The sequence below is a fragment of the Streptomyces sp. NPDC016851 genome (genome assembly GCF_055562795.1).
This window is the reverse complement of the sequence record NZ_JBVHEP010000017.1, coordinates 66,254-85,443: the sequence shown is the minus strand read 5'-3', so window position 1 is coordinate 85,443 and position 19,190 is coordinate 66,254. Positions and strand designations below refer to the sequence as shown.

The 19,190-nt window shown below is 70.8% G+C and carries 17 protein-coding genes; 13 read left to right on the top strand and 4 right to left on the bottom strand.

Features of this window, described 5'->3' with window-relative positions; genetic code table 11:
• Positions 1–9 precede the first annotated feature (9 nt).
• On the bottom strand, positions 10–360 hold the full coding sequence (locus tag ACZ3I3_RS25770) for a helix-turn-helix transcriptional regulator (RefSeq protein WP_467368798.1): 351 nt from the start codon (positions 358–360) through the stop codon (positions 10–12).
• A gap of 135 nt (positions 361–495) precedes the next feature.
• On the opposite strand from ACZ3I3_RS25770, the gene ACZ3I3_RS25765 reads away from it, so the two are divergent.
• The 9 genes from ACZ3I3_RS25765 (at position 496) to ACZ3I3_RS25725 (ending at position 11,643) form a co-directional block, all read left to right on the top strand.
• Positions 496–1,200 (top strand): ANTAR domain-containing protein, encoded by a 705-nt coding sequence (locus ACZ3I3_RS25765; protein ID WP_467368796.1) that lies wholly within the window; start codon positions 496–498, stop codon positions 1,198–1,200.
• A 181-nt stretch (positions 1,201–1,381) separates the two neighbouring features.
• Positions 1,382–2,647 (top strand): ROK family transcriptional regulator, encoded by a 1,266-nt coding sequence (locus ACZ3I3_RS25760; protein ID WP_467368794.1) that lies wholly within the window; start codon positions 1,382–1,384, stop codon positions 2,645–2,647.
• A gap of 220 nt (positions 2,648–2,867) precedes the next feature.
• Positions 2,868–4,133: an ABC transporter substrate-binding protein gene (locus tag ACZ3I3_RS25755; protein WP_467368792.1), complete on the top strand. Its 1,266-nt coding sequence runs from the start codon at positions 2,868–2,870 to the stop codon at positions 4,131–4,133.
• A 20-nt stretch (positions 4,134–4,153) separates the two neighbouring features.
• Positions 4,154–5,119: a carbohydrate ABC transporter permease gene (locus ACZ3I3_RS25750; protein WP_467368790.1), complete on the top strand. Its 966-nt coding sequence runs from the start codon at positions 4,154–4,156 to the stop codon at positions 5,117–5,119.
• Positions 5,116–6,012 carry a carbohydrate ABC transporter permease gene (locus tag ACZ3I3_RS25745; protein WP_467368789.1) on the top strand — a complete coding sequence of 299 codons (897 nt, stop codon included), beginning with the start codon at positions 5,116–5,118 and terminating at the stop codon, positions 6,010–6,012. The genes ACZ3I3_RS25750 and ACZ3I3_RS25745 overlap by 4 nt, the downstream gene beginning before the upstream one ends.
• Positions 6,013–6,024: 12 nt before the next feature.
• Entirely contained in the window at positions 6,025–8,892 is a 2,868-nt protein-coding gene (locus ACZ3I3_RS25740) for a glycoside hydrolase family 2 TIM barrel-domain containing protein (protein ID WP_467368787.1), read from the top strand.
• A gap of 142 nt (positions 8,893–9,034) precedes the next feature.
• On the top strand, positions 9,035–10,030 hold the full coding sequence (locus tag ACZ3I3_RS25735; protein WP_467369006.1) for an ABC transporter ATP-binding protein: 996 nt from the start codon (positions 9,035–9,037) through the stop codon (positions 10,028–10,030).
• Position 10,031: 1 nt separating this feature from the next.
• On the top strand, positions 10,032–10,835 hold the full coding sequence (locus ACZ3I3_RS25730) for an ABC-2 family transporter protein (protein ID WP_467368785.1): 804 nt from the start codon (positions 10,032–10,034) through the stop codon (positions 10,833–10,835).
• A 1-nt stretch (position 10,836) separates the two neighbouring features.
• Positions 10,837–11,643, top strand: a complete 807-nt coding sequence (locus ACZ3I3_RS25725; RefSeq protein ID WP_467368783.1) for an ABC transporter permease — start codon at positions 10,837–10,839, stop codon at positions 11,641–11,643.
• Here ACZ3I3_RS25725 and ACZ3I3_RS25720 read toward each other — a convergent pair.
• Positions 11,557–12,897 (bottom strand): MFS transporter, encoded by a 1,341-nt coding sequence (locus ACZ3I3_RS25720; RefSeq protein WP_467368781.1) that lies wholly within the window; start codon positions 12,895–12,897, stop codon positions 11,557–11,559. The two genes, ACZ3I3_RS25725 and ACZ3I3_RS25720, sit on opposite strands and share 87 nt — an antisense overlap.
• Before the next feature lie 143 nt (positions 12,898–13,040).
• Here ACZ3I3_RS25720 and ACZ3I3_RS25715 point away from each other — a divergent pair, with 143 nt between their 5' ends.
• Positions 13,041–13,808 (top strand): hypothetical protein, encoded by a 768-nt coding sequence (locus ACZ3I3_RS25715; RefSeq protein ID WP_467368779.1) that lies wholly within the window; start codon positions 13,041–13,043, stop codon positions 13,806–13,808.
• Between the two features lie 7 nt (positions 13,809–13,815).
• Here ACZ3I3_RS25715 and ACZ3I3_RS25710 read toward each other — a convergent pair whose 3' ends face one another.
• Complete coding sequence (locus ACZ3I3_RS25710; RefSeq protein ID WP_467368777.1) at positions 13,816–14,343, bottom strand: hypothetical protein; 528 nt, start codon at positions 14,341–14,343, stop codon at positions 13,816–13,818.
• On the bottom strand, positions 14,325–16,037 hold the full coding sequence (locus tag ACZ3I3_RS25705; RefSeq protein WP_467368775.1) for a PHP domain-containing protein: 1,713 nt from the start codon (positions 16,035–16,037) through the stop codon (positions 14,325–14,327). The genes ACZ3I3_RS25710 and ACZ3I3_RS25705 overlap by 19 nt, the downstream gene beginning before the upstream one ends.
• Before the next feature lie 251 nt (positions 16,038–16,288).
• Here ACZ3I3_RS25705 and ACZ3I3_RS25700 point away from each other — a divergent pair, with 251 nt between their 5' ends.
• Genes ACZ3I3_RS25700 through ACZ3I3_RS25690 form a run of 3 tightly spaced genes read left to right on the top strand, consistent with a single transcriptional unit; the run spans position 16,289 to position 19,182 of the window.
• Positions 16,289–17,608 (top strand): jacalin-like lectin, encoded by a 1,320-nt coding sequence (locus ACZ3I3_RS25700; RefSeq protein WP_467368774.1) that lies wholly within the window; start codon positions 16,289–16,291, stop codon positions 17,606–17,608.
• Between the two features lie 22 nt (positions 17,609–17,630).
• The gene (locus ACZ3I3_RS25695; RefSeq protein ID WP_467368772.1) at positions 17,631–18,221 is read left to right on the top strand and encodes a TetR/AcrR family transcriptional regulator; all 591 of its coding nucleotides are present in this window, start codon (positions 17,631–17,633) and stop codon (positions 18,219–18,221) included.
• Positions 18,214–19,182, top strand: a complete 969-nt coding sequence (locus tag ACZ3I3_RS25690) for a phosphotransferase enzyme family protein (RefSeq protein ID WP_467368770.1) — start codon at positions 18,214–18,216, stop codon at positions 19,180–19,182. Before ACZ3I3_RS25695 ends, ACZ3I3_RS25690 begins: the two co-directional genes overlap by 8 nt.
• The last annotated feature ends 8 nt before the right edge of the window (positions 19,183–19,190 follow it).

The window sequence follows — 19,190 nt, the reverse complement described above, 5'->3', positions numbered from 1 at the left end:
GGCCGCGGGTCAGGTCGTGGCGTGCGGCCGGCTGCGGTCGCCGGGGGGCGTGGCGCGGTCGGCCTCGTCCTGGACGAGCAGGGAGAGCAGCGACGCCACGGTCAGGCCGGCCTCGGCGGGGTGGCGCAGCACCTTGCCGGGGTCGATCCGGTAGGTGTTGGTGCGGCCCTCGCGGGTGTGGGAGAGATAACCGTCCTGCTCCAGATCGGCGATGATCTTCTGGACGGCGCGTTCGGTGAGCCGGCAGTGAGCCGCTATGTCCCGGATACGGGCGTTGTGGTTGTCGGCGATGGCCGCCAGCACTCGGGCATGGTTGGTGAGAAACGTCCATCCGGTGTGTGGCTCGGGCACTCCATCCATACCCCAACTCTACCGACCAGGCGTACACGTATTCAAAAACACGTACTGCGTTTCATGTATTGGTTGACGGGTGTGGGGTAGAGGGGCAACGCTGGAAAGTGGAGGAACGGCGAACAGACAAGGGAGAACGGGGCCATGCCGGACCCTGCGCACTCGGTGACGGCGATCCCGCCCTGCATGGCGACCATGGACGTCATGCAGGACGGCGACCGGATGACCGTCACCGTGTGGGGTGAGCTCGACCTGGGGAGCCGGCGGCTGCTGCCGGACCTGCACGACATCCTCACGCTGTCGGGCAGCGGCATCGACCTGCGTCTGGACGCGGTCGGGTTCTGCGACTGCTCCGGGCTCAACATGCTGCTCGATCTGCGGCTGCGCGCCCTCGACGAGGGCAAGACGGTCACCGTCCGCTCCAGCGGCCGCGCGGTCGAGCGCGTGCTCGACCTGACCGGCACGCGGGAGCTGTTCGCGGCGCCGGGCCCGCACCAGGACGGCGCACACCCCACCACCGGGAGCGAGCCCGGCCAGGGGGCGGCCGACGACCGGGAACTGCGCGCCGAAGTCACCCAGTTGCGACGGGCCATGCAGACCCGGCCGACCATCGACCTGGCCCGCGGCATCCTGATGGCCTCCTTCGGCCTGAGCCCCGAGAGGGCCTGGAGCGTGCTGGTCAGGACCTCCCAGAACACCAACACCAAGCTGCACCATCTGGCCCGGGACCTGGTGGGCACCGTGCACGGCGACACGCTGCCCGAGCCGGTGCAGCAGCAACTCGCCGCGGCGGTCGCGAGCACGGCGCCCCGCAGCGGGGCGGCGGAGGATGGGACCGGCGTCCCCTGAGGCATCATGAGCAGGCCGCCGCCGGGTGCCGGCCGGCCACGACCGCCTCTCACCAGGCGCGCACTTTATAAAGCCCCTTTCCTAACCCCTTGTCGAAAGTCCCGGCAGCCCATAGCCTTGCGCCGCGCCGGTGCCGACGTCGACCCGGCCCGAGCCGGCCTGGGAAGGGATGGGCACCCCGGTGAAGCGCACGTCACGAGACATCAGAACCGCGAACCGCTATGAGGTGCTGCGCCAGATCATCGCCGAGTCACCGACCTCCCGGCAGGAGCTGGCGGCCGCCACCGGCCTCAGCCTGGCCACGGTCGCCACACTCGTCGGCGAGCTGCTCGACCTCGGCATGATCACGGAGGTCGGCTTCGAGGACTCGGCCGGCGGCCGGCCCCGGGGCCTGGTCGCCGTCAACAGCTCAGGGGGCGCACTGATCGGCGTCGACATCGCCGAGACCTACGTCCACGTCGAACTGTTCGACCTGGGGCTGAACGTCCTCGCCCGCGCCGAGGAGGACGTCCGCGCCGGCGAGAGCCTGCCGGAGCAGGTGGTGGGCCATGTGGCCGCCGCGGTCGGCTCGGTGGTGACCCAGGCCGGCATCGAGGGCGCCCGGGTGCTCGGGGTCGGGGTGAGCGTGCCGGGGCAGGTGGACCGCGCCACCGGCACCTCGGAGTACGCACCCAACTGGGACTGGCACGACGTACCCCTGCTCGACCTGCTCACCGAGCACATCGCCTATCCCCTGTACCTGGACAACCCGCTGCGGGCCAGCGCGGTGGCCGAGCTGTGGTTCGGGGCCGCGCGCGGGCGGGGGAACGCCGTCGTGGTCAACCTCGGGACCGGGGTGGGCGCCGGGCTCGTCCTGGGCGGCGGGCTGCACCGCGGCGTGAGCAACAGCGCCGGGGAGTGGGGCCACACCACGATGGTGCTGGACGGACGCCTGTGCCGCTGCGGCAACCACGGCTGCGTGGAGACCTACGTCGGTGCGCGCGGCATCATGCTGAACCTGCGTGAGATCGGCCCGGACAGCGCGCTGCTGCATCCGGACGACCAGACGGCGACCATCGACGCGCTGGCCCGCGGCGTGGCGGCGGACGACCCGGTGGCGCGCCGGGCCGTGCACGAGACCGCGCGCTATCTGGGCGCCGGCGTCGCCGACCTGGTGAACCTGTTCAACCCCGAGATCGTCGTGCTGAGCAGCTGGGTCGCCCGCACCCTGGGCGAACCGCTGCTGCACGAGGTGCGCGAGGCCGTGGCCCGGCACGCGCTGCCGCGGCCGCTGGCCGCCACCGAGATCGTCCTCTCTCCGATCCCCACCGACCCGGTGTGCCTGGGCGCGGCGACGTTCGCGCTCGAAGGGGCGCTCCAGGCCGCCGGGCAGCGGAACGGCAAACGCACCACCTCCGCGAAGAGCCCCACCCGCGCGGGGAGCCGCATCACGGCTCCGCCCTCGTAACGGCGGAAGCAACTCCTCCGCCACCCCTGCTTGTTCGAAATCGCGAACCGGACACAACGCTTCGAACAGACTTCGTCCAACCCCTTGCCGAAGCCTTAGCCGAAGCTCTAGCGTCCCGCACCGCACCTCTCTTTGAGCCATCTGGCGCGCGCCCCCGGGCCGTGAGCCATCAGGCAGTGAGCCGCAGAGCCGCAGCCGCACTCGAGACAAGGACGTCAGCATGTCGGCATCGAGCAACATGAACTGGGACCGCCGCAACGTACTGCGGGCCGCGATGGGCCTGGCCGCCGCCGGCGGACTGGCCGCGTGCGGCAGCAACACCGGACGGGGCGGCGGGGCCGGGTCGGGCAAGAACCTGGTACAGATGTTCCACGCGTACGGCGAGGCAGGCACCGAGCAGGCCATCAAGCGCTACGCGAAGGCGTACAAGGGCGCCAACGTGACCACGCAGTGGATCACCAGCTCGGACTTCGAGAGCAAGCTCTTCTCGGCCCTGCTCACCAAGAACGCTCCGGACCTCTTCGAGTTCCACCCGCAGATCCAGATGGTCAAGAGCGGCCAGGTGGCGGACCTGACCGACATCATCGAGCCGGTCAAGGACGACTTCAACCCGGCCGACATCAAGTCGCACACGGTGGACGGGAAGATATACGGCGTCCGCATGATCGACGACCCGCAGTTCTTCTTCTACCGCAAGTCGATGCTGGAGAAGGCCAAGGTCGAGGTGCCGACCACGCTCGACGAGCTGATGGAGGCCGCCGCCAAGCTCACCACCGGCAAGGTCAAGGGCCTGTACATGGGCAACGACCTGCACAGCGTCAACGACACGTTGATCTGGTCGGCCGGCGCCCAGCACCTCGACGAGAAGAACCAGATCGCCTACCACACGGACGGCGTCGTCGAGGGCCTGAAGAAGATGCGCCAGCTGTTCACCAGCGGCGACCTTCTCCTCGGCGCTCCGACCGAGTCCTGGGACCCCTCCTCGTTCAACCAGGGCCTGTGCGCCATCCAGTTCTGCGGTATGTGGGCGATGCCGGCGATCCAGGACGCGCTCGGCGACGACTGGGGCGTCTTCCCCTTCCCGAAGGTCACGGACTCCGGGAAGCCGTCCGTCTACAACGGCGGCTGGTCGATGTTCGTCAACGCCAAGGGCAAGAACGTCGACGCGGCCAAGGAGTACGTGAAGTGGCTGTGGATCGACCAGGCGGAGTACCAGGAGGACTGGGCCACCTCCTACGGATTCCACATCCCGCCGCGCACCTCGATCGCCGCGAAGGCCGACAAGCTCAAGTCGGGGAACGCCGCTGAGGGCGTCAAGCTCTTCAACGAGTTCGGGCACTTCGACAACATCGGCTGGACCCAGGCCATGCGCACCGCTTTCGAGGACGTCTTCGCCAACTGCGTCCGCAAGAACATGGACCCGGAGAAGGCTCTCGACAGGTGCGACGCGGCAGTCAACCGCGAGCTCAAGAAGCTGTTCGGATAGGTCGCGGGACGGACCACGACATGTCGACGACCACCAAGCTCGACGTCCCGGACTCCGCCACGGCCAAGGCCTCCCCGGCCAAGCCGCGGCGGAGTCTGCGGGGCAGCCCGGCCTTCACCTTCTGGCTCTTCACCGGCCCGTTCCTGATCGGTCTGGCGATCTTCGTCTACGCGCCGATCCTCTGGAGCCTGTGGCTCAGCTTCTTCGAAGCCCGCTTCACCGTCACGCCCGACAAGTTCGTCGGCTTCGACAACTACGTCTACATGCTGACGAACGACGACTTCGTCGGCTCGCTCGGCACCTTCACCGTCTTCGCCGCGTTCATCGTGCCCACCACCTGGGCGCTCTCGCTGGGGCTGGCCCTGCTGGTGAACCGGCTGCGCTTCATGCGGGCGTTCTTCCGGTCGGTCTTCTTCCTGCCGACCGCGGTCAGCTACGTCGCCGCGTCGCTGATCTGGAAGATGTCCATCTTCAGCGGGGTCCGCTTCGGCCTGATGAACACGGTCCTCGGCTGGTTCGGGGTCGAGAACATCGCCTGGCTGATCGACCCCAATCCGCCCTGGTACTGGATGGTCATCGTGACCGCCCGGCTGTGGCTGCAGTCCGGCTTCTACATGATCCTGTTCATCGCCGCGCTGCAGAACATCCCGGACGAGCTGTACGAGGCCGCCGCCATCGACGGCGCCAAGTCGGGCTGGCAGACCTTCTGGTACATCACCCTGCCCCAGCTGCGGGCCACGTCCACCGCGGTGATCCTGTTGCTGCTCGTCGCCGCCTACCAGGCTTTCGACGAGTTCTTCAACCTGCTGTCGAAGACCACCTGGGGCCGCCCGCCCCTCGTCGAGCTGTACTACAAGGCCCTCGGCGAAAGCCAGGACTACGGCGCCGGCAGCGCGGGCGCACTCATCCTGACCGTGCTGATCTGCGCCGTGACCCTGCTCCAGGGCAAGATCATGGGCTTCGGAAGGGGGGACGAGTCCAAGTGACCACCACCATCCCCAAGGTGCGCAAGTCCGCACCGAAGGCGGACACACCCAGCCGGGTGAGGCGCGGCGGCGGCGTGATGAGCTCCACCGGCCTCTACATCGCCACCGGCGTCGCCGCCCTGCTCTTCCTGATCCCGTTCTACATCCTCGTCCGCAACGCCCTCTCCACCGACGCCGAGATCACCGGAGAGAACTGGAAGCTCTTCCCCACGGACATCCAGTGGGGCAACATCAGCGAGCTCTTCAGCGACGAGACGGTCCCCTTCGCCCAGACCCTGTGGAACTCGGCGGTCGTGGCCACCCTGCACACCGTGGGCGTTCTGCTGGTGTGCTCCCTCGCGGGCTACGGTCTGGCCCGCATCCCGTACAAGCACGCCAACAAGGTGTTCTACGCCGTTCTGGGAACCCTGATGGTCCCGACCGCCGTCACCTTCGTGCCGAGCTTCGTGCTCGTCTCCTCGCTCGGCTGGGTGGACACCTACCGGGGTCTCATCATTCCGGGCCTGTTCAGTGGTTTCACCTGCTTCCTCTTCCGGCAGTACTTCCTGGGGTTCCCCAAGGAGCTGGAGGAGGCGGCGCGCATGGACGGACTGGGTTACTGGGGTGCGTACTGGCGTGTCGTCGTACCCAACTCGCTGAACTTCTTCGCGGCTATGGCGACCATCACCTTCATCGCGGGCTGGAACGCCTTCCTGTGGCCGCTGGTCATCGGGCAGGATCCGAGTTCGTGGACCGTCCAGGTGGCGCTCTCCAGCTACATGACCAACCAGACCGTCGTTTTCCACATGATCTTCATGGCCACGGCCATTTCCATCCTGCCCCTGGTGTTCGTCTTCCTCTTCCTCCAGCGCTGGCTGGTGCAGGGGATCGCCCAGACCGGTATCAAGGGCTGAGCAAGGAGACCGATGTCTTTCCGCACCACCTCCGTCGACTACGTCGAGGACGTCTCCCCGGGCAGCGGGGCCCTGCCGCCCCGCGCCTGGTACGCGTCCTCGGACGCGCGGTCCCTGTCCCTGAACGGCAGCTGGCGTTTCCGGCTGTCGGCGACGATCGACGCCGAGGACGACTCGTTCGCCGAGGAGGGCTTCGAGGCCGGGGACTGGGCCGAGGTCACGGTCCCCGGGCACTGGGTCCTGCAGGGCGACGGGGCGTTCGGGTCCCCGATCTACACCAACCACCTGTACCCCTTCCCGGTGGACCCGCCGCACGTCCCGACGGAGAACCCGACCGGTGACCACCTGCGCGTCTTCGACCTGCCCTCCGACTGGCCGTCGGACGGCGGGGCGGTGCTGCGGTTCGACGGCGTCGAGTCCTGCGCCCGCCTCTGGCTGAACGGCACGGAACTCGGCGAGTTCAAGGGCTCCCGGCTGCCGCACGAGTTCGCCGTCGGACACTTGCTGAAGCCGGGCGAGAACGTGCTGGCCGTGCGCGTGCACCAGTGGTCGGCCGGGTCGTACCTGGAGGACCAGGACCAGTGGTGGCTGCCGGGCATCTTCCGTGACGTGACGTTGCTGCACCGCCCGGCGGGCAGCGCCGGCGACTTCTTCGTGCACGCCTCCTACGACCACACCTCCGGCGAGGGCACCCTGCGCGTCGACTCCGAGGTCGAAGGGCGGGTGACCGTCCCGGCCCTGGGCATCGACGTCGCGACCGGCGAGCCGGTGACGGTCGCGGTCGAGCCGTGGACGGCCGAGACGCCGAAGCTCTACGACGGTGTGCTGGCCACCGAGGGCGAGCAGGTGCCGCTGCGGATCGGTTTCCGTACGGTCGTCCTGGAGGACGGGCTCGTCAAGGTCAACGGCAAGGCCGTCCTCTTCAAGGGCGTCAACCGGCACGAGTGGCACCCCGAGCAGGGCCGCGCGCTCGACCTGGAGACCATGCGCGAGGACGTGCTGCTGATGAAGCGGCACAACCTCAACGCCGTGCGCACCTCGCACTACCCGCCGCACCCGGCCTTCCTGGACCTGTGCGACGAGTACGGCCTGTGGGTCATCGACGAGTGCGACCTGGAGACGCACGGCTTCACCGAGCAGGACTGGCGGGACAACCCGGTCGACGACGACCGCTGGACCCCGGCCCTGCTGGACCGCGCCGCGCGCATGGTCGAGCGGGACAAGAACCACCCGTCGATCGTGTTCTGGTCCCTGGGCAACGAGGCCGGCACCGGCCGCGGCCTCACCGCCATGGCCGAGTGGATCCACGACCGCGACCCCGAGCGGCTGGTGCACTACGAGGGCGACTGGAACTGCCGCGACACGGACGTGTACTCGCGGATGTACGCCTTCCACGACGAGGTCGACAAGATCGGGCAGCGGCTCGACGGCGGTACCCACAAGCGCCGCGAACTGCCCTTCATCCAGTGCGAGTACGGGCACGCCATGGGCAACGGCCCGGGCGGGCTCGCCGACTACCAGGAGCTGTTCGAGAAGTACGAGCGGCTCCAGGGCGGGTTCATCTGGGAGTGGATCGACCACGGCGTGAAGCACGCCGAGCTGGGCTACGCCTACGGCGGTGACTTCGGCGAGGAGCTGCACGACGGCAACTTCGTCTGCGACGGGCTGGTCTTCCCTGACCGGACGCCGTCGCCGGGCCTGATCGAGTACAAGAAGGTCATCGAGCCGCTCCACATCGAGGGCGACGGCGCCAACGGCATCGTGCGGATCACCAACAAGCAGGACTTCGCCGACCTGTCCGCGCTGGCCTTCGAGTGGTCGTGTCAGGTGGACGGCGAGACCGTCGAGTCGGGCTCGCTGTCGGTGCCGGCGCTCGCGCCGGGCGAGAGCGCCGAGGTGAAGCTGCCGGAGCCGCCCGTGGACGGCCGGGGCGGCGAACGCCAGTGGACCGTGCGGGCGCTGCTCGCGGACAACACGCTGTGGGCCGCGAAGGGCCACGTCGTGGCCTGGGGGCAGTTCGCCGCGGGGGCACGGCCGCTGCCGACCTTCCCGGCGACCGACCGGCCCGTGCGCGACGGGGACCGGCTCACACTCGGCCCGGCCGCGTTCGACGCCCGTACCGGTGCGCTGCTGTCGATCGGCGGGGTCGGGGTGAGCGCCCCGCGGCTGGACGTGTGGCGGGCGCCGACCGACAACGACGACGGCGCGGAGTGGCAGAGCGACACCCGTTACGGGACGCTGTGGCGCACGCTCGGCCTGCACCGCATGCGGCACCGCCTGGTCTCGGTCGAGGCCGGCGACGACGCGCTGACCGTCCGCACCCGGGTGGCGCCGGCGGCCCGCGAGGTGGGCCTGGACACGGTGTACCGCTGGACGTCCGACGGCGAGCGGCTGCGGCTGGAGGTGTCCGTGACGCCGGAAGGCGACTGGACGGTGCCGCTGCCCCGGCTCGGCGTCCGTTTCGGGCTGTCGGAGGCCGACCGGGTGGAGTGGTTCGGCGGCGGTCCGGGCGAGGCGTACCCGGACACGCGGGCGGCGTCCATGGTGGGCCGCTGGCAGTCGACGGTGGACCGGCTTCAGACGCCGTACGTCCGTCCGCAGGAGAACGGCGCCCGCGCCGATGTCCGGTGGGTGGAGCTCGGCGGTCTGCGGATCGAGGGCGACCCGGAGTTCTGGTTCACCGCGCGGCGCTGGACCACCGAACAGCTGGACGCGGCCCGGCACCGCACGGACCTCACGCCCGGCGACACGGTGTGGGTCAACCTCGACCACGGGCAGCACGGCATCGGCTCGCAGTCGTGCGGCCCGGGTCCGCTGCCGCAGTACTTCCTGAAGGCCGAGCCGGCTCAGTTCGCGTTCGTGTTCTCGACCACCTCGTAAGAAAACGATGTAAGAACTCGATTAATCGATTGACCAATTGATCGACATTCCGACAGTGTCGGAAGGACATCATCCGCGGCCGGTCGGCCCTAGAAGCCGACCGGCCGCGACTGTTTTCACCACGAGGAAGCGGGTGGGTCGGTTGAATGTCGCCATCGAGGTCCGCGGGCTGACCCGCACGTTCCACACCACCGTCCGCCGCCCCGGTTTCCTGGGCGCCGTCAGATCCCTGGTCAACCCGGAGCGAGTGGCCAAGCACGCCGTCGCCGACATCAGCTTCGACGTGGCCCCCGGCGAACTCCTCGCCCTGCTCGGCCCGAACGGCGCCGGCAAGTCCACCACCATCAAGATCCTGACCGGCATTCTCACGCCGACGTCCGGCCAGGCCAGGGTCGCGGGCGTGGTGCCGTACCTGGAGCGGGAGCGCAACGCCCGTAACATCGGCGCGGTGTTCGGGCAGCGCACCCAGCTGTGGTGGGACCTGCCGGTGCGGGAGTCGTTCGCGATCCTGCGGGACATCTACGAGGTGCCGAAGGCCGAACACGCCGCCCGGCTGAAGGAGTTCGACGAGATCCTGGACCTGTCGTCCTTCTGGGACACCCGGGTCCGGCACCTCTCGCTCGGCCAGCGGGTGCGCAGCGACCTGGCCGCCGCCCTGCTGCACGACCCGCCAGTGGTGTTCCTGGACGAGCCGACGATCGGCATGGACGTGGTGGTCAAGGAGCAGGTGCGGGAGTTCCTGCGCCACCAGGTGGAGCAGCGCGGCCGTACGGTCCTGCTGACCACGCACGACATGACGGAGGTCGAGCGGCTCGCCGAGCGGGTGGTGCTGGTCAACCACGGCCGGCTCGTGCTGGACGGCACCCTCGACGAGATCCGCCGGAAGTTCGGCTCGACCTGGCAGGTGCGGGCCACGCTCGCCGACGCGCAGGCCGAGGTCGTACCGCCGCCCGGCATCACCGTGCTGCGGCGGGGCGGCGCGCAGGTCGTCTTCGGCCCCGACGGGGCGGACGCGCCCACCGTCCAGCAGGCGTTGAAGGCCGTGATCGAGCGGTTCGAGGTGACGGACATCGCCTTGGACGAGGCGGACCTCGAGGACGTGATGCGGGCCGCGTACGTGCACGTCGGGGAGGTCTGACATGGCCGCGCTGCACGCCTGGCGCGCCTCCCGTGTCACCCCCCTCGGCGAACTGAACGCCCCGCCCCGGATGACCGCCGTCGCGCTCCGGCTGGCCGTCCAGGTGGTGCTCGTCTGGTCACTGTGGCGCGGGCTGTACGCGCAGACCGGCACGACCGCCGGCCTGAGCCGCGACCAGGCGGTGACCTACGCCGTGCTGGCCGTCCTGGCGTCCCGGCTGCGGGAGCTGGACCAGTACGCGGGGCGGGACACGGTCCTCCAGCACATGCACTTCGGCACCATCGTCTACTGGTACCTGCGCCCGCTGCCGCCGCAGCGCTACTACGCCCTGCGGGCCGCCGGCGAGCAGCTCTACGGGCTCGCGTGGGCGCTGACGGGATACGTGGTCTGCCTGGCGGCGGGGGTCGTCGAGCCGCCCCGCTCGGCCGCGGTGGCCGGGGTGTTCGTGCTCAGCATGCTGCTGGGCCAGTGGGTCCTCTACTACGTGATGCTCGTGCTCGACCAGTTGTGCTTCTGGACGGTCCGCAACACCGCCGCGATGCTCATCCTGCTGTTCGCGCAGAACCTGCTGTCCGGGGTGTACGCGCCGCTGTGGTTCTTCCCGGACTGGTTCGTCACGATGAGCGCCTTCCTGCCCTTCCAGGCCACGCTGAGCGTGCCGCTGTCGCTGTACGTGGGGCGGATCCCGCTGTCCGACGCGGCCTTCCAGCTGTCCGTGCAGGCCGCCTGGGTCTTGGTGCTGGCGTTGTTCACCCGGCTGTTGTGGCGGCGGGCCGCCCGGCGCGTGATCTCGCAGGGAGGCTGAGATGTCGGTGAAGGCTCTGCGGATCGTGTGGCGCGTCACGGCGCTCAACTTCCGCGCGCAGATGGAGTACCGCACCGAGTTCCTGCTGATGATCGCGATCGGGGCGATCTGGCAGGTGTCGGTGATCGTGTTCGCCACGGTGCTGCTGTCCCGGTTCGCCGGGATGGGCGGCTGGGACAGCTCGGACGTGCTGCTGATCCCGGCGACGCGCATGCTGGCACACGGTCTGTTCGTGCTGTTCCTGGGGCGGATGCACTGGGCCGGACGACAGATCCAGGAAGGCCGGGTCGACATCTACCTGACGCGCCCGATGCCCGTCCACCGGCAGATCCAGCTGGCGTTCTTCCCCACCAACGCCATCGGGGACCTGACGGTGGCGGCGGGTCTGATGGTGGGGGCGCTGTCCCGCAGCGACCTGGACTGGACGGCGGGCCGGATCACGTACCTGGTCGCGGCCGTGCTCGGCGGCATGCTGCTGGAGGCGGCCCTGTTCACGGTCGTGGCCAGCGCGTCCTTGCGCTTCCCGGCCGCCGACCAATGGGGCCGCTGGCTGGAGGAACTCCTCGGCACGTTCGGCAGCTACCCGCTGAACGTCCTGCCCAAGGCCGTGGGCGGCTTCCTGACGTACGGTCTTCCGCTCGCGTTCGTCGCCTACTTCCCGGCGGCGGTCCTGACCGGCCACGGCCACACCACGGGCGTGCCGTACTGGCTGGCGGCGGCGTCACCGCTGCTCGGGCTGCTGGCGTACCTGGGATCCCGGCTGCTGTGGCGGTGGAGTCTGCGGCACTACAGCGGGGTCAACGGGTGACCGGCCGGCCCCGCGGATCGGGGTGAACAGGGCGGTCACGGCGAGCAGGACGCAGATGGCTCCGGCGGCCACGGCCACCGGGGTCGTGCCCCGCTCCTCGGCGGCCCAGGTCAGCAAGGCCGCGCCGATGGGTGCCGCCGCGTACTGAAGTGTCCAGAAGGCGGAGGTGACGCGGCCCAGGAGGTGCTCGGGCGTGACCTCCTGGCGCAGCGACATCGAGCAGGTTCCCGCCATGCCGACGCAGGCGAGGAACGCGGCGCTCAGGGCCGCCACGACCGGCACGTCCCGGGCCCAGCCGAGACCGGCGAAGGCCAGCCCGCACACCGCGACCGAGCCGGTCCACGTCGGGCCGAAGCCGAGGCGGCGGCGGAACCGGGCCACGAGCAGGGCACCCGTGATGGTGCCGAGCGCGCCGACCGCCATGACGGTGCCGACCGTGCCGTCGTCATGGCCGAGGTCGTGCTTGAGGTGGTAGATGACCAGGTCGTTCAGGCCGAGGGTGAGGAAGCTGAAGACGAACAGCAGGGCGGTGAGCGAGCGCAGCACGGGGTGGCCGTGGAGGAAGGCGACGCCGGTGCGCAGGTCCTGCCACAGGCCGGTGCGCCGCCCCGTCCGCTCGTCGGGTGCGCGCTTGCGGAACCGTACGCAGCACAGGCACGCGGCCGACACCCCGAAGCTGGCCGCGTCCACACCGACCGCCGCGGCCGGGCCGGACCAGGCGGCGACCATTCCCGCGCACAGCGGCCCGAGGACGCCCGCGGCGGCGGCCGTCGCGTTCAACCGGCCGTTGGCCTCGGTGAGTCGCCCGGTGCCGACCAGGCCCCGCACGACCGTGACGTAGCCGACCGCGAACAGCATGCCGACGGCCTCGCACAGCGGCAGCACCACGTACAGCAGCCAGGTCTGCGGGCCGCACAGCCACACGAGCGGGATCACCCCGTACAGGACCATGCGCACGAGGTCGCAGGCGATGAGCAGCCGGCGCCGGTCCACCCGGTCCACCACGGCCCCGGCGAACACCGCCGCCACGACCGCCGCCGCCCCGCCCACCGCCGTCAGCAGCCCCATCCGCGCGAGGGACCCCGTGGACTGCAGCACCAGCAGGGGCAGGGCGATCAGCGCGAAGGAGTCGCCCAGCACGGAGAGGGTCTGCGCGACCCAGAAGATGCCGAAGTCCCGCTGCCGCCACAGGGGGCGGGTGCCGGGTAAGCCCTCGTCGGCGGCGTCCTCGCGCCGCGCCGCCCCGTGCGTCATGCCGCCGCCTCCCCCGAGTCCCAACTCTCCGGCTCCCGGGCAACTTTACGACTCGGGCTCAACCCGAAGGCTGAGCGAAAAAGCGATACCGGCGGGCGGTGAGGAGGGAGTAGCGTCCGCACGGTGAGGTCGGAGAGATCAGCATGAACATCGTCCTGGGCAACACTCCTGACGCCACCCTGGCCGCGTTCACCGCACGGGCGGCCGCCGATCCCGGCGTGGCCGGGCTGGTCCTCAGCGGCTCCCGGGTCCACGAGGGCATGCCGACAGTCCACTCCGACTACGACCTGCACGTGATCCTGAAGGACCAACACGCGTCCGCGATCGCCGAGTTGGACTGGTTCCGTTCCGCGCACCTGGACCTCGTGGTCATTCCGCTGGCGGAGTTCCGTACCCGGGGCATGCCCGGCCGGCCGGACCACTTCGCGCGCTACTCCTACGTCCACGCCCAGGTGCTGCTCGACCGTCTCGACGGGACCATCGCCCGGATCCTCGACGAGAAGCGGACGCTGGGCGAAACCGAGGCCCGGGCCGCCGTCGACGGCTGGCTCGACGCGTACGTCAACCAGACCTACCGCTCGCTGAAGAGCTACCGCGACGGCCGCCCCGCCATGGGCCACCTGGACGCCGCCGAGTCCGTCCCCTACGCGCTGGAGGTGCTCTTCGCCCTGCATCGCCGCGTCCGGCCCTACAACAAGTACCTCCAGTGGGAGCTGGAGCGGCAGCCGCTGGGCGAGCCCCGGTGGGAGGCGAGCCGGCTTCTGCCAGTCGTCCGTCGCATCCTGGCCGACGGCGACCCGCCCACCCAGCGCGCCCTCTTCACGGACATCGAGGAAGGGGCGCGCCGGGCCGGTCACGACCAGGTCCTCGACTCCTGGGGCGAGGACCTGCGGCTGCTGCGCCGGACCTGACCGGGCGTCAGTGGTCCGCGCAGCACGGTGTCGGGTCGGGGACCTCGAAGGGGACGAGGGTGCCGCCCGCGGCGGGCATGGCGGTCAGGACGAGTGCGCCGTCCTGCCACTGCGGGCGCACGTGGTCCCGGGTCGTCAGCGGCGTGCCGGGGGCGGGCGGGTCCGCGGTGCCGAGGACGGTCACGCGGTCGATCGCGGACCTGGACAGCACGTCCGCGACCGTCAGCGTGCCGGTGAGCGAGGTGACGCCCGGGTAGAGCACCGCGCGCCCCACCGGGTCCGGTACGCCGGGCAGCACCTCGTGGCCCAGGCCCGTGAGCCGCTCCAGGGCGGTGCGCCGGAGCGGCTCCGAGGGCAGGGCGAGGGACAGGACGACGCGGGGCCGTTCGCCGCGCACCAGGTGGGTGCAGCCGAACGCGTCCTCGGGCAGGGCGAGTTCGGCGGCCAGGGCGTGCAGCAGGTGGTCGGCCGCGCGCAGCTCCCTGACCCCCGCGTCGACGGTGAGGGCGTACGGCGTCACGAGGGCAGGACCCACACGGGGTTGGAGTAGAACCACAGGTCGCGCCACGGGTCCGCGTCGCCGACGACGTCGAGGGCCGGGCCGGCCGGATCGACGGTCGCGCCCATCGCGCCGACGGCGGACCGGTTGCCGTCGGTGCCGCGCAGCCGGACGTACACGGGCTTTTCCACGCGGCCGAGTTCGAAGGTCAGGCGAATGACGCCGGTGGCCTTGCTGACGTCGTACGCCTTGACGACCTTCGCGGTCGGGGCGGTGAAGGTGTCCCGGTCGGCGACCGGGCCCGTCACATCGCCCTGGATGACGTCGACGCGGGCCAGCTCGGGGACGAATCCGGCCCAGTTGGGGCCGCCGGCCGGGGTGACGTCGACGGTCAGCGTGACCTTCGTGCCCTTCTTGACGTGCAGCGCGCCGCCGAGCGTGGCCCAGCGGCCGCCGCCCGTCACGCGCACGTCCAGGGCGCTGACGAGCTGCCCGTGGTCGACCCAGATACGGCCGGCCCGGATGCCGTCCATGACGGCGGCGTACGAGAAGCCGTCGGCGCCCACGTGGGTACGGCTGTACTGGCCGGGCCAGTAGTCGCCCTGGGTGAGGTCGATCTTCCCGCCGTAGCCCGGGTCGGTGTGCTTGCCGTGGGCCGCGTAGTCGCTGTCGGGGCCGCCGCGCACGGCGGTGTCGGCGTAGACCTGGTGGGAGTCGGAGTTGGCGGTGATCCACCAGGGCTTGCCCTCGGCGAGGAGGCTGTCCCACAGGCCGCCGACGGTGGCGGTCATCCAGTCGAATCCGCCCCAGGTGCGGTAGCTCTCCGGCGGGTAGCCGGGGAAGGAGTTGACGCCGGGGTTGTTGTCGTAGATGCCGCGGGCGCGGGCCATGCCGAGCGGGGCGGGCAGGCCCGCGGCCTGGTGGCCGGGGGCGCCCTCGAAGCCGACGGCGATCCGGCGTCCGGAGCCGGTGGCGTCGCGCCAGGCGCGGATCTCGTGCGGGGAGTCGACGCCGCGCCGCGCCGGGTGGTTGGCGAGCATCAGCGCGTCCTTGACCTTGCGCCGCCTGACCTGGTCGGCGAGGAAGTTCAGGCCGGCGACGGCGAGTGCCTCGTTGGCGGGCGTGGAGTCGGAGGCGCCCTTGACGCTGCCGTCGTAGTCGGTCTCGAACTGCTTGAGGACGGCGACCTCGTTCCTGCCGGGGTGCACGAAGACCGTGCCGTGCTCGGCGGCCGGGATGTTCCACTCCAGGCCCTGGAAGACGAGGGTGTCCTCGTGGGCGTCGCGCGCCTCGCGGATGTCGGGGTTGACCTTCTCGACGCCGATCCTCGCGTGCGTGGCGTTGCCGTGGTCGGTGATGACCAGCCAGTCCATGCCGTGCCTGGCGCCCTGGCGGACCTGGTCGACGACGCGGTACTTGCCGTCGTTGCTGTACTGGGTGTGGATGTGGTGGTCGCCGGCGAGCCAGAGGAAGCCGTCCCTGCGGCGGCCGGTGGACGAGGCGGCGGGGGAAGAGGCTGCGGCGGGCGTCGCCGGAGCGAGGACGCTCCCGGCCGCCAGGCCCGCGCCGAGCAGACCGGCGCGCCGCAGCAGCGAGCGGCGCGAGCGCTGCTCGGGCGTGAGGGCCTCGTCGGGTACGGAGGTGTCGAAGGCGGGGGGCAGGGCCGGCGCGGCCTCGTGTGCGTGGTCGTGCCCGTGGTGGTGATGGCCGTGTGCGTGCCCGTGTCCCATGAAGCGCCTCCTGTGTGCCGCTGCCGTCCGCGGCTGCCTTCCGCGGCGCGTGACCGGGCCGCGTGTGGAGGATCGAGGCGAAACATGAACGTTGAACGACCGAGGGGTGATCGGCGGGCGGCCCGGGAGCGGCGGATCACCTCGTCTTTCACTGTTTCCCCAACTGGCCTTGTCCGTCACACTGGTTGCCACCAAATCTGAGCACCGTTCATGTTCCGCTCCGCCTCCCCCTGACCGGAGACACCCCCACCATGAGACGACTCCTCGGCACGCTCGCCGCTGCCGCTCTGGCCCTCACCGGACTGACCGCGACCTCCGCGACGCCCGCCGTCGCGGCGGACTCCGGTTCCTTCAACGTGCTGACCTACAACATCGCGGGCCTCCCCCTCGGGCTCGGCGACGGCGACCCCGAGACCAACACCCCGCTGATCGGGCAGCGGCTCGGGCCGTACGACATCGTGAACGTGCAGGAGGACTTCAACTACCACGCCTCGTTGTACGCCAACGACAAGCACCCGTACCGCACGGCGACCAGCGGTGGCGCGGCCTTCGGTGACGGGCTCAACACCCTCTCGGACCACCCCTTCGAGGACTTCCAGCGGGTGAAGTGGAAGAACTGCACGGGCACCAACTGCCTGACGCCCAAGGGCTTTTCGCTGGCGCGGGTCAGGCTCGCGGAGGGCGTCTTCGTCGACCTGTACAACGTCCACACCAACGCCGACTCGACCGACGACGCGCTCGCCGCACGCCGGGCCAACGTCGAGCAGCTCTCGGACTTCATCCAGGCGAACTCGGCGGGCAACGCGGTCATCGTCATGGGCGACACGAACACGCGGTACACCCGCACCGGCGACAACATCCGCACCCTGCTGTCCGAGAACGGCCTGACGGACGCCTGGGTGAAGCTGGTCAAGGGCGGCACGCCCCCGGCGCAGGGCAGCGACGCGCTGGTCTGCGACGCGGCGGCGCCGGCGAACGACTGCGAGGTCGTGGACAAGGTCCTGTACCGGGGCAGCAAGCTGCTGACGCTCACCGCGACCCGCTACGCCAACGACTGGAAGGCCTTCCTCCGCTCGGACGGCAAGCACCTCTCCGACCACTTCCCGCACGCGGTCGACTTCTCCTACACCCTCAACTCGTCCCTGTGCGCGAGCGACTTCATCGGCGGCCCGCACGGCACGGCCTTCAACGACGCGGACGACCTGCCGGCGAACCCCGCTCCCCGCACCCTCACCCTGCGCGGCGCCACCCGCCTGGACGCGGTGTCCCTGACCCACGACGGCGGCACGGCCCTCACCCACGGCGGCACGGGCGGCACGGCGGCCTCCCTCACGCTGGCCCAGGGCGAGCACCTGACCTCGGCGAAGCTGACCCAGGGCCAGAAGGACGGCCGGACCCGGGTCTTCTCGGCGTCCTTCACGACGGACAAGAACCGCACCCTGTCCGCCGGCACCGCCACGTCCGACGCGAAGACCTTCACGGCCCCCTCCGGCTGGCAGATCGTGGGCTTCACGGGCCGCGCGGGCGCGGAGATCGACAAGCTCGGGGTGATCTACGCGCCGATCCGCTGAGCTCGTACTACGCTCTTCCCTCATGCCCAGAGCCGGCCTCACGCCCGACCGCCTCGTCGCCGCCGCGGCCGACCTCGCCGACGAGGCCGGCCTGGACCACGTGACCCTCTCCGCCCTGGCCCGCCGCTTCGGCGTGAAGGACGCGAGTCTGTACACCCACGTCCGGAGCCTGAAGGACCTGCGCACCCGCCTGGCCCTCCGCGCGGGCGGCGAGATGATCGACCGGATCGCGGCGGCGGTCGAGGGGCGGGAGGCCGGCCGGGACACGCTCGGTGCCTTCGCCGGTGCCTACCGGGCCTACGCCCTGGAACACCCCGGCCGGTACGCGGCGACCCAGCTCCCGATCGACCAGGACCTCCTCACGGACTCCCCCGCGATGCGCCGCACGGCCGACGTCACCTACGGCATGCTCCGCGCCTACGGCCTGGAGGAACCCGACCTCACCGACGCCGTGCGCCTGCTGCGCAGCACCTTCCACGGCTACTGCGCCCTGGAGTCCACCGGCGCCTTCGGCGCGCCCCGTGACGTCCAGGCGTCCTGGGACCGGGCGATCGACGCCCTGCACGTACTGCTTCAGAACTGGCCCGGCGAGAAGAGGACGACCGATGCCTGACACAGCCGGTTCCATAGCGGAGACCTACACGCTGGGCGCCGGGCCCTGGACGATGACGCCCGTCACGCGGGGCGCGCTGGGCCAGATCTGGAAGCTCACCGGGAACGGGTCCTCGTGGGCCGTGAAGGAGCTGCTCTTCGGCTGCGACGAGGAGCAGGTCCGCCGCGAGGCCGCACTCCGGGACTCCGCGGCCGGCCTGGGCATCGCCTCGCCCCGCCTCCACCCGAACCGGGAGGGCGCGCACGTCTCCCGGCTCGCCTCGGGCGGGTCGTACGTGAAGCTGTACGACTGGGTCGACGGCACCCGCGCGGACGCGTCCGACCCGGACGTCCTGGACTGGTTCGGCCGGACCATGGCCCTGCTGCACCGGGCCGGTGAGGGCGCCGTCGAGACGCCGGACGACTGGTACGAGCGGTGTCCCGGTGACGCCGACTGGGAGGACGTGCTCAAGAAGGTGCGGGACGCCGGCCTGCCGTGGGCGGACGAACTGGACCGGTTCATCGCCACGTCCGCGCCCCGGCTGGCGTACTGGGTGACGCCGTCGGACCCCGGCGGCCTCGTGACCTCGCACCTCGACCTCCAGCCCCAGAACGTCCTGGTCGGCCGGGCCGGGCCGGTCCTCCTCGACTGGGACAACGCCGGGCCGGTCTCGGCGGACCGGGAGTTCGCGCGTGCCGTGTACGTGTGGTCGGGCCGGAACGAGGTCGACATCGCGGCCGCCCGGCGCCTGGCGCGGGCCTACCGCGAGGCCGGGGGCCGGGCCGAGGTCACGGGCCCGGAGTCGTTCTCGATGCTCTTCGCCACGGACTTGAACTACATCCGTGTGCAGGCCGAGTGCGCCGTCGATCCGGCGGTGACCGCGGCGCAGCGCGAGTTCGCGGGCCGGCAGGTCGTCACCTGCCTGCGGTGCCTGCCGGACCTCGCTGCCGTGTCGCTGCTGGTCGCCGCGCTCGACACCTGACGCGGCGG

Bases quoted from the DNA above. Each gene is read 5' to 3' on its own strand.
- ACZ3I3_RS25770 (WP_467368798.1), bottom strand. From the start codon at position 360: ATGGATGGAGTGCCCGAGCCACACACCGGATGGACGTTTCTCACCAAC.
- ACZ3I3_RS25765 (WP_467368796.1), top strand. From the start codon at position 496: ATGCCGGACCCTGCGCACTCGGTGACGGCGATCCCGCCCTGCATGGCG.
- ACZ3I3_RS25755 (WP_467368792.1), top strand. From the start codon at position 2,868: ATGTCGGCATCGAGCAACATGAACTGGGACCGCCGCAACGTACTGCGG.
- ACZ3I3_RS25750 (WP_467368790.1), top strand. From the start codon at position 4,154: ATGTCGACGACCACCAAGCTCGACGTCCCGGACTCCGCCACGGCCAAG.
- ACZ3I3_RS25740 (WP_467368787.1), top strand. From the start codon at position 6,025: ATGTCTTTCCGCACCACCTCCGTCGACTACGTCGAGGACGTCTCCCCG.
- ACZ3I3_RS25730 (WP_467368785.1), top strand. From the start codon at position 10,032: ATGGCCGCGCTGCACGCCTGGCGCGCCTCCCGTGTCACCCCCCTCGGC.
- ACZ3I3_RS25725 (WP_467368783.1), top strand. From the start codon at position 10,837: ATGTCGGTGAAGGCTCTGCGGATCGTGTGGCGCGTCACGGCGCTCAAC.
- ACZ3I3_RS25720 (WP_467368781.1), bottom strand. From the start codon at position 12,897: ATGACGCACGGGGCGGCGCGGCGCGAGGACGCCGCCGACGAGGGCTTA.
- ACZ3I3_RS25715 (WP_467368779.1), top strand. From the start codon at position 13,041: ATGAACATCGTCCTGGGCAACACTCCTGACGCCACCCTGGCCGCGTTC.
- ACZ3I3_RS25705 (WP_467368775.1), bottom strand. From the start codon at position 16,037: ATGGGACACGGGCACGCACACGGCCATCACCACCACGGGCACGACCAC.
- ACZ3I3_RS25700 (WP_467368774.1), top strand. From the start codon at position 16,289: ATGAGACGACTCCTCGGCACGCTCGCCGCTGCCGCTCTGGCCCTCACC.
- ACZ3I3_RS25695 (WP_467368772.1), top strand. From the start codon at position 17,631: ATGCCCAGAGCCGGCCTCACGCCCGACCGCCTCGTCGCCGCCGCGGCC.
- ACZ3I3_RS25690 (WP_467368770.1), top strand. From the start codon at position 18,214: ATGCCTGACACAGCCGGTTCCATAGCGGAGACCTACACGCTGGGCGCC.